Here is a 12,749-nt window from a genome sequence, read left to right on the forward strand (position 1 = left end):
AAACTTGAGAAAATAATTATTTGAATTTTTAGTATATTAATAGTGGAAACATAATGCTAATATAAAACTACTCTTTTTCAAAAAAAATTTTTATTAGGGGGAAGGTTCATGAAAAAGAAAAGTTTAGCGTTAGTGTTAGCGACAGGAATGGCAGTTACAACATTTGGAGGGACAGGCTCTGCATTTGCGGATTCTAAAAATGTACTCTCTACGAAGAAGTACAATGAGACAGTACAGTCACCTGAGTTTATTTCTGGTGATCTAACTGGAGCGACTGGTAAGAAAGCGGAATCTGTTGTGTTTGATTACTTAAATGCAGCAAAAGGTGATTACAAGCTAGGGGAAAAGAGTGCGCAAGATTCTTTCAAAGTGAAACAAGTGAAGAAAGATGCTGTAACTGATTCAACAGTAGTACGTATGCAACAAGTTTACGAAGGAGTGCCTGTATGGGGTTCTACTCAAGTGGCTCACGTAAGTAAAGACGGTTCTTTAAAAGTATTGTCTGGAACAGTTGCACCTGATTTAGACAAAAAGGAAAAGTTGAAAAATAAAAATAAGATTGAAGGCGCAAAAGCAATTGAAATCGCGCAACAAGATTTAGGGGTAACACCGAAATATGAGGTAGAACCAAAAGCGGACTTATATGTATATCAAAATGGTGAAGAAACAACATATGCATACGTTGTAAATCTAAACTTCTTAGATCCAAGTCCAGGAAACTACTACTATTTCATTGAAGCAGACAGCGGTAAAGTATTAAATAAATATAATAAATTGGATCATGTAACAAATGAAGATAAATCACCAGTTAAGCAAGAGGCTCCTAAACAGGATGCGAAAGCAGTAGTAAAACCTGTAACAGGAACAAATAAAGTAGGAACTGGTAAAGGTGTATTAGGAGATACGAAATCACTTAATACAACGTTATCTGGTTCATCTTACTACTTACAAGATAATACGCGCGGGGCAACAATTTTCACATATGATGCGAAAAATCGTACTACATTACCAGGAACTTTATGGGTAGATGCAGATAATGTTTTCAATGCAGCGTATGATGCAGCAGCAGTAGATGCTCATTACTATGCAGGTAGAACATATGATTATTATAAAGCTACATTTAACAGAAACTCTATTAATGATGCAGGAGCTCCGTTAAAATCGACAGTTCATTACGGAAGTAAGTATAATAATGCATTCTGGAATGGCTCACAAATGGTATACGGAGATGGTGATGGTGTAACATTCACTTCATTATCTGGTGGAATTGATGTAATTGGTCACGAATTAACGCATGCTGTTACTGAAAATAGCTCGGACTTAATTTATCAAAATGAATCAGGAGCGCTAAATGAAGCAATTTCTGATATTTTTGGTACTTTAGTAGAATTCTATGATAACCGTAACCCGGATTGGGAGATTGGTGAAGATATTTATACGCCTGGTAAAGCAGGAGATGCGCTTCGCTCTATGAGTGATCCAGCGAAATACGGTGATCCAGACCATTATTCTAAGCGTTACACTGGTACTAGTGATAACGGTGGGGTTCATACAAACAGTGGTATCATTAACAAACAAGCTTATTTATTAGCAAATGGTGGTACGCATTCGGGTGTAACTGTAACGGGCATTGGTAAAGATAAGTTAGGTGCAATTTATTACCGTGCAAACACACAATATTTCACGCAATCTACTACATTTAGCCAAGCTCGTGCTGGTGCAGTACAAGCTGCAGCTGATTTATATGGTGCGACTTCTGCGGAAGTAGCAGCAGTTAAGCAATCATTTAGTGCTGTTGGTATTAACTAAGAATTTAAAGGATAGCTATTAATAAAATACCTCAAAAATAAAGAAGGAGCCTATGCTCCTTCTTTATTTTTTTCTCCATTTTTTCCACAAATAATATAATCCGATACAACCTGCAATTGTCACAATCCACTTTGCTTCATTTGTTCCGTTCATGACATGATAGGCAGAATATACTTCGATTAACAATGCCGGTATTTTCCCTATTGTGCTGGCAATACTGAAGGAGAGTAATGACATCTTACCTAGAGCCGCAAATAAAGTCACAATACTTGATGGGATGAAAGGTATCAAGCGAAACGATAGAACGAGTAGAAAGGCCTCTCTACCTTCTACATAAAGAAGACGCTCTACCTTTGGGTATTTATTTACTTTATCGTGAGTGAACTTTTGAAGGCCCATGCGGTAAATATAAAACGAGATAATAGCCCCTAATGCTTCGCCTGCGATCGAAATAACAGTACCATTTGTTACGCCAAAGAGCTGTATATTAATGGCGGTTAAAAAAATACTAGGGATAAAACCTAAAAGACTAATGATGATGTTAATTAAGATACTAAGTGGAATTGCGATTGAATAGTATTCTGTTAAGAAATTTTGAATCGTTTCAGCCATTGTTTAAAATCCTTTATCTTTTTTTGCATTACACCACATTTCGTTTGTATAGGCAAGGGGAAATTTACATAATGTAGAAAAACGTTGATAAGAAGGGTGTTTTATACCTTATATGGGTATTGGGTATGTAAAAATAGGGGTATTTTAAAATATTTTTAAAAATACTATAAAAACCTTTGTATAAAAGAGTTTTATAGTTATGTTATCGGTGATTTTATCTGGGAAATAACCGAAAAAAATAGGGGGTATATATTATAAAAGGCAAAAAATAGAGGGTTGATGAAATTGCTGGGGTAAATATGGAAAAATAGATAAAAAAAATGAAAACTGATAGATTTTTTCGTTGTGAAATTGACTTTTAGTGAAGTTGCGATAATAATCATGGAAGAGGTGATATGATGAAACGAATAAGTAGTCTTTTCTTCAGTAGTTTATTGGCATTAATGCTGATCTTAAGTGGATGTGCAGGAAAAGAACAAAAAACAGAGAAACAGACAGGGAATCAAGCTACATCGGTAGAAAAAATTAGTGATAATATTTTAGATGAAATGGAAGGACCACCTAAAAATGGTCATACGATTGAAAGACATGTAGGCAAGTCAGAAGAGGATTTGAAGAATCGCTTGAAGACAGATAAAGTGTCAGCCGCAAGTACATACTATGATAAAGAAACAGCGACGAAAGCTGTAAAAGATAGCTTGAAGCAACATGACAAGGAAATTCAAGATTGGTTAAAAAATTCTAAAGAGGCTCGTCTCGTATTAAATACAACTCATTCATTTCCTGTTGGAAAAACGGTAATAAAGAAAAATATGAGTGTAAAAGACAAGTTAGTAAAAACTGTTACTGTTTTAGCAAGAGATAAGTCAGGAGAATTAGGGTTTAAGATTATTACTTCTTATCCATCTGATAAATAAGAAGGGGGAGTACATTATGTATACGACATTACAATACTTTCTTAAATCGTACTGTACGTTAAGTATTCATGAGGATGAAATAGTAAGCGTGATGGAAGAGTTTATTGAACAAGAAGACGAAGAAATTGTTTTGAAATTACGTGATGAATTAATAAATATGAAGAAAAAGAACGCGTGGGAAGAGGCGTGTGTATTAGCTGCGAAGCAAGGAAATCGTATGTGGTCTTTAGAAGAAACGAAAGACCATCTTGAAACTTTTTTACTATTACTGCAAAAGAAAAAGGCGTGATTAAATCACGCCTTTTTCTTTATGCTATTCGGTTGATATTATCTATTCTTTTGGAGCGCTTTTATATACGCTTTTTGAAATTTGTCCATTTGATATTACTTCCCCGTTTTGTGTTACTTTTTTATACGTAACCGCGGTGATTTTATCACTAGTTCTACTAATTACTTGAGAAGAAACTTCAACATTTTTACCAGTATTTGTACCGAAAATGCGTGTAGTAATACTACCTCCATTTGAAAATGCTTGAATATAAATATGATTGCCTGTATTATTTTTAAATTTTAAATCTGGACCATAATCTGCTACTGCTGCATCTTGCCCAAGTGGTAAATAATTTACTGGCATAGAATGATTGCTTCGAGAAACAATGCCTAAATCTGCCCTTAAAGCTGCACTGTATAATGTACTACTGACTTGGCAAACTCCTCCGCCTGCACTTTGTATTACTTTACCTTGTGAATATACTGCTGCAGATTTATAGCCATGTGCAGCATCAGTTACGCCAACGCGACCGTTAAAACTAAATGTTTCATCAGGTGCGACAATAACCCCACTTAAAGTATTAGCTGACTTATTTACGTTAAATGATTGATTTCCGTTACGGCCAGCCATTGGAGTAGAATATTCAGCAATGACTTCTTTAATACCCATTTTCTGTATGTCTTCTGTAGAACGTTCTGGTTTTATGAATGTAACTGGTAATGTAACATCTGATTTACCAGTAGTAATAGCTTCATTTGTTAAACCGCTTAGTTTCCCTTTATCAATTTTTTCTCCGTTTTGGCTTTGACTAATATTTACTGTTGAGCCTTCAATACTTAATTCTGCGTTAACAGGATTTTTTAATGTTTCATTATATTTATCTTTTATAAAGGTTTCATAAGCTGTTGCATTTAATTGTGGTGTTAATTTATAGTCACGTTTTAATTCACCGTTTTCAGCTTGCTTACGCATTTTGTAACGATTCATTACGTTTCCTTCTTGTTCTTTGAAGATTTTGTCAATAATATCTTTCTCTTTATAATTTATCCCTAAATCTTTCCATGTGTAAGTTTGTTTATCGTTTTGGAATATGTAGGTAAGGGATTTTTGATCTAACTCAGTTACCTTTTGATTAATAATTGCTTGAATATCCTTCTTATTTTTTCCGTCGAGAGAAATACCTTCAAATGTAGTATTTGGTAATGCAGTAGTATCTAATTGATTATTTAATTTGGATACATATTGATATCCCCCAACACCGCCTACACAAAGTAATATGCCCCCAGCAATTGCAGAACCAATCAGTATTTTACTTAGCTTCATTTATTTCCCCCCAGAAATTTATGTATAAATATATGTATTACATTTTTTGTATAAAAATGATGAAAATAACATTATGTACGTACTAGTATACTATTATTTTCACTGTGTGTGTAATGTTTTCATAAAAAATGTTACACCGCTGTAATAATTGTCACTTCTTGTCACAATGTGTATGAAAAATATGTTGAAAAATATAATAAAAAGGCTGTCTAGAAAGATCTAGCAGCCTTTTTATTATAATTTTTTATGTTCATTTTTATTCGTAACACCGAGATGTTTTTGAAGGGTAGTTGAAATAGTATCGACGCTTTTTTTATTTGGAACGTAATAATAAATACCACCTATATATTTATCTGTACCCTCTACTTGCATTTTTTCCATTTTTAAATTTGAATCCATTGAATTTTTTGTAATTGTCATCATATCATCAAAAGTTAAATTAGTTTTTAAATCTTTATCGACAGCGTCTAGTAGGCCACCGATTTTATTAATGGAATTAAGAGATAGTGCCTTTTCAGCAATGGCCTCTAATACAAGCTGTTGACGTTGACCACGCATATAATCACTATCGATATGACGAGTTCTAGCTAGTGCCAGTGCCTCTTCTCCATTTAAATGTTGACGTCCTTTTTTTAGATGAATGGCATCTGCTTCATCTTTACTATTTTGCTCTGTGAACTCAACTGGAACGTCTACAGTAATACCACCAAGAGAATCAACAATTTTAATAAAGGATTTAAAATTGAATTTTACATAGTAGTCAACTGGAACATCTAAAAAGTTCTCTACCGTATCAATTGTGCTGTCTACACCACCGAATACGTGCGCATGTGTGATTTTATCGTATTTATCACGTGATTTAATGTAGACGCGTGAGTCACGTGGAATGCTTACAAGTTTAACGGATTTATCGTTTTTATTAATTGTTGCAAGTAATAACGCATCTGTTCGAGTTGCTTTTCCATAACCTTTTTCCCTAATATCACTTTCATCAACACCCATAATTAGTACGGAAATATTGTCGGTCATAGGTTTAACAGCTTTTTCACGTTTACTGGACTTATCTCCTCGACCTAGTTCAGCATAAGCATTATTTAAGACGGACTTTGCTTTACTGTATATATGGAAGGAGTAGCCTCCTGCTCCAAGTGCTACAATTAGTAATGGAATAAGAAGGAACCAAAGTAGGCGTTTTTTCTTTGAGCGTCCTTTTTTGGCTCGCGTATTGTTGTTCGTGTCGGATTTCATCATTTTTTCTCCTTTAAAACTATCAAAGTGTATACATTTAGAAGTGTATTCAAACACATAAAAAATATTTTACGCTAAATAAAAGCGATTGTACATGTATAAAAAATAGATGTCTTGATTATTTATAAGACACCTATTCGTTATTGTATACAAAAGATAGGGATAAGAAAATGATAAAATTTTACCTAATTACAACATAATGCTTACGATAATTGCAGATAAAATACTAACGAGAGTAGCTCCATATAGTAATTTAAGGCCAAACCTCGCAACAACGTTTCCTTGTTCTTCGTTTAGTCCTTTTACCGCACCTGAAATAATACCAATGGAAGAAAAATTGGCAAAAGATACAAGGAAAACAGAAATAATACCAACTGTACGGGGAGAAAGGCTATTAGAAATTTTACTAAGGTCCATCATTGCGACAAATTCATTCGTTACAAGCTTCGTTGCCATAATGCTGCCAGCCGCGACAATTTCAGAACTGGGTACACCGATAAGGAATGCGATAGGTGCAAATACATAGCCGATTAATTGTTGGAACGTAATACCGAATATAATGAGGAACAGGTCATTAATACAACTAATTAATGCGACGAATCCGATGAGCATAGCGCCGACAACAATGGCTACACGAAAACCATCAAGAATGTATTCTCCAAGCATTTCAAAAAAGCTTTGTTTTTCACCTTTGATTTCTAAAATATCTTCGTCATCTTTAACGTCGTAAGGGTTAATGATGAGTATGATAATAAAACCGCTAAATAAATTGAGAACGAGTGCAGTTACTACATATTTAGGTTCAATCATTGTCATATAGGCACCTACGATAGACATAGATACGGTTGACATAGCAGAGGCACAAAGTGTATAAAGACGGTGTTTTGGAATTTGAGCTAATTGTTTTTTCACTGTAATAAAAACTTCTGATTGGCCGACAATGGCAGAGGCGATAGCGTTGTAAGATTCTAATTTACCAAGACCATTTATTTTACTAAGAAAGTACCCGATCCAACGAATAAAAAATGGTAGTATTTTGAAATGTTGTAATATACCAATTAAAACAGAAATAAAGACGATTGGTAATAATACAGTAAGGAAAAATGGCATTTCACCTTTATTTGCAAGACCACCAAATACGAAATTTATTCCATCAGCAGCATACTCGAGTAGCTTGGTAAACAAACAGGAAATTATTCTAATAAGTATGAGGCCGATTTCTGTATTTAATAGTAAATAGGTTAAAATTAACTGTATAATAAGCATGATAAAAATTGGTTTAAATTTAATATGCTTCTTATTATTGCTAGCAATATAAGCGAGCAAGAAAACAACAATTAGTCCGACGAAAAAAGTAATGAATTTCATGGTAAGCCCCCTAAAAGAGATATTCTGCTATATATGTTTTTCATTTCAAGGGAGAATATGCATCTTTGGTAAAGAAAGGAATAGAGAGAGCATGAATATATGTAGAGTGCATCACGTTGCAATTATTTGTTCGAATTATGAGACGTCAAAGGATTTTTATACTAGGATATTAGGGTTTAAAGAGATAAATGAAGTATATAGAAAGGAACGAGATTCTTATAAATTAGATTTATGTGTAGGAGAAGAGTATCAAATCGAATTATTTTCATTTCCAAATCCGCCTGAGCGTAAAAGTTTTCCAGAAGCAGCCGGTCTTAGACATTTAGCATTTGCTGTTACAAATATAGAAGAAGCTGTGAAGCATTTAAACCAATGTGGTGTTGAGACGGAACCGATCCGTATTGATGAAATAACGGGGAAGAAATTCGTCTTTTTCCAAGATCCTGATGGTTTACCTTTAGAATTGTATGAGGTTTGAAAATTGGTGGATTTTATATAGAGTTGCTTTCCAATAATTGAAGAAACTAAAGTGAAACTTCTTTTTAAAAGGAGGTGTAACTTTAGCTAAGAAAGCTAAAGAGCATATGTGGATATTTTAAAATTATTGATGGTAGTCATTCTTATTGGGTTAACAGCATTTTTTGTGGCTGTTGAATTTGCAATTATTAAGGTACGTAGCAGTCGTATTGATCAACTCGTTAGCGAAAAAAGACGAGGTGCACTGGCAGCTAAAAAGGTAACTTCAAATTTAGATGAATATTTATCGGCCTGTCAGCTAGGTATTACAATTACTGCTTTAGGGCTTGGGTGGTTAGGGGAACCAACCATTAAACATTTACTCGAGCCGTTGTTTTTAAAATTAAAATTCTCACCTGCAATTTCCAGTACAGTTTCATTTATTATTGCCTTTGCAGTAATTACATTTTTACATGTTGTCATTGGGGAACTTGCTCCAAAGACATTTGCTATACAAAAAGCAGAACAAGTTAGCTTATTGTTATCGAAACCACTTATTTATTTTTACCGAGTTATGTATCCGTTTATTTGGGCTTTGAATGGTTCAGCGAGGGTTGTAACTGGTTTATTCGGATTACATCCAGCTTCTGAACATGAAGTAGCTCATTCAGAAGAAGAATTAAGGTTAATCTTATCTGAGAGCTATGAGAGCGGAGAGATTAACCAAAGGGAATTTAAATATGTAAATAATATTTTTGAATTTGATAATAGAGTAGCAAAAGAAATTATGGTACCTCGTACGGAAGTTGTAGGCTTATATGAGGACGAACCATTTGAAACACATATTAAAGTAATCGCGCAAGAAAAGTACACGAGATATCCTGTATTTGGTGAAGATAAAGATGAAATTATTGGGATGGTTAATGTAAAAGATTTATTTATTCGTTATATGGATGGTAATCGGGATGAGGAGTGCTCAATTATGCCATATACAAGGCCAGTTATTGAAGTGCTAGAAAATATTCCAATTCATGATTTACTATTACAAATGCAAAGAAAACACATTCCATTAGCTGTATTGTATGATGAATATGGTGGTACAGCTGGGATTGTTACACTAGAAGATATTTTAGAAGAAATTGTTGGAGAAATTCGAGATGAATACGATGAAGATGAGAATCCCCCTATAGAGCATATAAGTGAAGGTTATAAAATCGTAGAGGGAAAAGTGCTTATTAGTGAAGTAAATGATTTGCTTGGCATACATTTAATTGCTGATGATGTAGATACAATTGGTGGCTGGATTATGGTACAAAAACAAATCGTTGCTGAAGGAGATATTATTGAGAAACACGGTTTTTATTTTAAAGTCCTTGAAAAGGATATGCATCAAATTAAACGAGTGGAAATAAGGAAAGTAGAAGAATGATTTTCTATAAACTTTAATAAAAAGGATATACAGAAAAATAAATGTTTGCGCTTTCAAAAAAGGTGCTATATAGTGAAGGTGGATACTGAAAAATTCTTCTGAATGATACTCGTGTTTTTAGAGGGCGGATTTTTTGGATAAGGATTTAGAATGAAAAAGTATAGGTGATAAAAATGATAGCAACGAAGGATATACGTATAGAAAAAGATTTTTTAGGTAAAAAAGAAGTACCAAGTGCAGCTTATTATGGTGTACAAACATTACGTGCCGTAGAAAACTTCCCAATTACAGGATATCGCATTCATCCATCACTCATTACAGCAATGGCAATTGTGAAAAAAGCGGCGGCGCTTGCGAATATAGATACTGGTTACTTAGCTAAAGACATTGGACATGAAATTGCAGAAGCAGCGCAAGAAATTGTTGATGGAAAGTTTCATGATCAATTTATCGTGGATCCTATTCAAGGCGGAGCCGGAACTTCTATTAATATGAATACAAATGAAGTAATTGCGAATAGAGCGTTAGAACGTATGGGATATGAAAAAGGGGCGTATGCGAAAATTAGCCCAAACACTCATGTGAACATGGCCCAATCAACGAACGATGCGTTTCCAACAGGGATTCATATTGCAACTCTTATGATGTTAGAAAAGCTTCTTATTACAATGGAAGAACTTCATTCTGCTTTTCGTAAAAAAGCAAAAGAGTTTGATCACGTTATTAAAATGGGACGCACACATTTACAAGATGCAGTTCCAATTCGCCTTGGACAAGAATTTGAAGCGTATAGCCGAGTGCTTGCGCGTGATATAAAAAGAATTAAACAGTCTCGTCAGCATTTATATGAAGTGAATATGGGGGCGACAGCTGTTGGTACAGGATTGAATGCAAATCCTATGTATATTGAACAAGTGGTAAAACATTTAAGAACGTTTAGTGGATTCCCACTTGTTGGTGCAGAGCATTTAGTTGATGCAACGCAAAATACAGATGCATACACAGAAGTATCTGCAGCACTTAAAGTATGTATGATGAACATGTCTAAAATTGCAAACGATCTTCGTATTATGGCGTCTGGACCACGTGTTGGGTTAGCTGAAATTCAATTGCCAGCACGTCAGCCAGGTTCATCGATTATGCCAGGTAAAGTAAATCCAGTTATGGCAGAAGTGATTAACCAAGTCGCATTCCAAGTAATCGGAAACGATCATACAATTTGCTTAGCATCAGAAGCAGGACAATTAGAGTTAAACGTAATGGAGCCTGTGCTTGTATTTAATTTAATTCAATCTATTAGTATTATGAATAATGGATTCCGTGTATTCCGTGAATATTGTATTGAAGGAATTACGGCAAATGAAGAATTGCTGAAGCAATATGTTGAGAAAAGTGTTGGAATTATTACAGCAGTTAATCCTCATATTGGTTATGAAGTAGCATCTCGTATTGCACGTGAAGCAATTGAAACAGGGAAATCTGTTAGGGAGTTATGTTTAGAACATGGTGTACTGACAGAAGAGGAATTGGATATTATTTTAGATCCATTCGAAATGACTCACCCTGAAATTGCTGGAGCTTCTTTATTAAAAAATAAAAAAATGTAATGTGAAAAACACCGATCCACTTGGATCGGTGTTTTATTTTTAAAAGATATTAAATACAGCGTTTAATTGAAGTAAGCTAATAACAGCTAAGAAGATTAAACTGTATTTCATTGCTGTTTTAAATAGAGCAGATTCTTTACCAACTAGTCCAACTGCGGCACAAGCAACTGCTACAGATTGTGGTGAAACCATTTTTGCCATTGTACCACCTACTACGTTTAAGGCAACGAGTGTAGAAGGAACGATGTTTAACTGGTCTGCTGTTACTGCTTGAAGTGGTGCGAATAAAGAACCACTTGAAACTACTGAACCTGTAATGAATACGCCAATCCATCCTAAGATTGGAGAAAGAACTGGGAATGCATTACCAGTAGAAGAGAATGCAAGTCCAAGTGTAGATGACATACCAGAGTAGTTTTCTACGTAAGCTAAAGCGATAACGCTACAAATTGTATATACTGGAGCTTTTAATTCTTTCATTGTTTCAATCATTAATTCTTTAACCATTTTACCTTTTACGCGGTAAACGATAAGTGAAACGATAATTGCTAGTACAATCGCAGTAGTTGTAGAAGAGAATACATCAAATTTGAAAACAGCTGCGAAAGGTGTATCAGCTTTTGTAATTGGTGTAGTTTTCATAACAGCATTATGAAGACCAGGGAACTGAATGTTAAATACTAAGTTTGCTAACGCACCATCTGGAGCAAATAAAGCTTTAATCGGTTTTAAGTTAAAGATTGTTACAAATGCAGTTAAGAATACGAATGGAGACCAAGCGTATAAAATTTGATTGAATGTATGTGATACTTTAGTTTCTTGTTTTTCTTCTTTAGTAGAAGATTTTGGTTGCCAAACACGTAAGAATAATGCAAGAGCAATCATACTTACAACTGCTGCGAAAATATTAGTAAGTTCTGCACCTAAGAAGTAAGTCACAGCGAATTGAGTAATAGCGAAAGAAACACCACTTACAAGAATACCTTGCCAAGTTTCTTTAATACCTTTAATTCCATCGACCATTGAAACAAGTAAGAAAGGTAAAATAATACTAATGAAAGGTAAAATAAGAACAGTTTGACGACCAATAGTTAATGCGTCAAGTTGAGTTAATTGTGCTGGCACTGTAACTGGAATACCCATAGCACCCATAGCACCACCAGCAATATTAGCTACTAAACAAATACCTGCTGCTTTTAATGGATTAAAGCCCATACCTACAAGTAGTGCGGCTGTAATAGCAACTGGAACCCCTAGACCAGCTGCACCTTCTAAGAAAGCACCGAAAGAATAAGCGATTAATAATACTTGTAAACGTTGATCATTTGTAATGCTTGAAATACTATCGCGAATAATATTGAATTGCTCTGTTTTAACAGTTAATTTGTAAAGGAAAATTGCGGCGATAACGATAGTACAAATTGGATAAAATCCAGATAAAACACCGAATCCAGCAGATGCTACAGCTACTGTTGCTGGCATTTTATAAACAAATATTGCAAGGATAATAGCGACAATCACACTATAAAGACCAGCCATGTAACTTTTCATTTTGAATCCCATTAAACAAATGATGAAACAAAAGATTGGAAGTGCTGCGATTAGTGCAGATAACCAAATATTGTTTAATGGGTCATAAATTTGTGTCCAAGTACTCATAATAATGACAACTCCTATCTATTATATGTGAAGAAATTCACATTATTTGT

The 12,749-nt window shown here is 34.4% G+C and carries 11 protein-coding genes; 6 read left to right on the forward strand and 5 right to left on the reverse strand.

Translation table 11 applies throughout. The features are described from left to right. Positions 1-108: 108 nt before the first annotated feature. Complete coding sequence (locus GD442_RS03050) at positions 109-1,809, forward strand: M4 family metallopeptidase (RefSeq protein WP_000730383.1); 1,701 nt, start codon at positions 109-111, stop codon at positions 1,807-1,809. Positions 1,810-1,872: 63 nt separating this feature from the next. Here the strand turns inward: GD442_RS03050 and GD442_RS03055 are convergent, their stop codons facing one another. Next, complete coding sequence (locus GD442_RS03055; protein ID WP_000852222.1) at positions 1,873-2,421, reverse strand: TVP38/TMEM64 family protein; 549 nt, start codon at positions 2,419-2,421, stop codon at positions 1,873-1,875. A 398-nt stretch (positions 2,422-2,819) separates the two neighbouring features. Here GD442_RS03055 and GD442_RS03060 point away from each other — a divergent pair, with 398 nt between their 5' ends. Continuing rightward, on the forward strand, positions 2,820-3,338 hold the full coding sequence (locus GD442_RS03060; RefSeq protein WP_000822694.1) for an RNase A-like domain-containing lipoprotein: 519 nt from the start codon (positions 2,820-2,822) through the stop codon (positions 3,336-3,338). 16 nt (positions 3,339-3,354) lie between these two features. Continuing rightward, positions 3,355-3,627: a hypothetical protein gene (locus GD442_RS03065; RefSeq protein ID WP_000288803.1), complete on the forward strand. Its 273-nt coding sequence runs from the start codon at positions 3,355-3,357 to the stop codon at positions 3,625-3,627. Positions 3,628-3,669: 42 nt separating this feature from the next. Here the strand turns inward: GD442_RS03065 and GD442_RS03070 are convergent, their stop codons facing one another. The 3 genes from GD442_RS03070 to GD442_RS03080 all read right to left on the reverse strand — a co-directional run bounded on the left by GD442_RS03070 (position 3,670) and on the right by GD442_RS03080 (position 7,548). Then, complete coding sequence (locus GD442_RS03070; protein ID WP_000777355.1) at positions 3,670-4,932, reverse strand: VanW family protein; 1,263 nt, start codon at positions 4,930-4,932, stop codon at positions 3,670-3,672. 234 nt (positions 4,933-5,166) lie between these two features. Further along, positions 5,167-6,183 (reverse strand): LCP family protein, encoded by a 1,017-nt coding sequence (locus tag GD442_RS03075; RefSeq protein WP_159365035.1) that lies wholly within the window; start codon positions 6,181-6,183, stop codon positions 5,167-5,169. A 186-nt stretch (positions 6,184-6,369) separates the two neighbouring features. Further along, positions 6,370-7,548 carry a NupC/NupG family nucleoside CNT transporter gene (locus tag GD442_RS03080; protein WP_159365036.1) on the reverse strand — a complete coding sequence of 393 codons (1,179 nt, stop codon included), beginning with the start codon at positions 7,546-7,548 and terminating at the stop codon, positions 6,370-6,372. 91 nt (positions 7,549-7,639) lie between these two features. On the opposite strand from GD442_RS03080, the gene gloA2 reads away from it, so the two are divergent. The 3 genes from gloA2 (at position 7,640) to aspA (ending at position 11,040) form a co-directional block, all read left to right on the forward strand. Beyond that, positions 7,640-8,026, forward strand: a complete 387-nt coding sequence (gene gloA2 / locus GD442_RS03085) for an SMU1112c/YaeR family gloxylase I-like metalloprotein (RefSeq protein WP_001017675.1) — start codon at positions 7,640-7,642, stop codon at positions 8,024-8,026. Positions 8,027-8,134: 108 nt separating this feature from the next. Beyond that, complete coding sequence (locus GD442_RS03090) at positions 8,135-9,433, forward strand: hemolysin family protein (protein WP_000353313.1); 1,299 nt, start codon at positions 8,135-8,137, stop codon at positions 9,431-9,433. 173 nt (positions 9,434-9,606) lie between these two features. After that, a complete protein-coding gene (gene aspA, locus GD442_RS03095; protein ID WP_000562170.1) occupies positions 9,607-11,040 on the forward strand; it encodes an aspartate ammonia-lyase in 1,434 nt (477 codons plus the stop codon). Between the two features lie 39 nt (positions 11,041-11,079). Here aspA and GD442_RS03100 read toward each other — a convergent pair whose 3' ends face one another. Continuing rightward, positions 11,080-12,699, reverse strand: a complete 1,620-nt coding sequence (locus GD442_RS03100) for an L-lactate permease (RefSeq protein WP_000109096.1) — start codon at positions 12,697-12,699, stop codon at positions 11,080-11,082. Positions 12,700-12,749: the final 50 nt, after the last annotated feature.

It is taken from the genome of Bacillus sp. A260 (assembly GCF_009861435.1).
Classification (GTDB): Bacteria; Bacillota; Bacilli; order Bacillales; family Bacillaceae_G; genus Bacillus_A; species Bacillus_A cereus.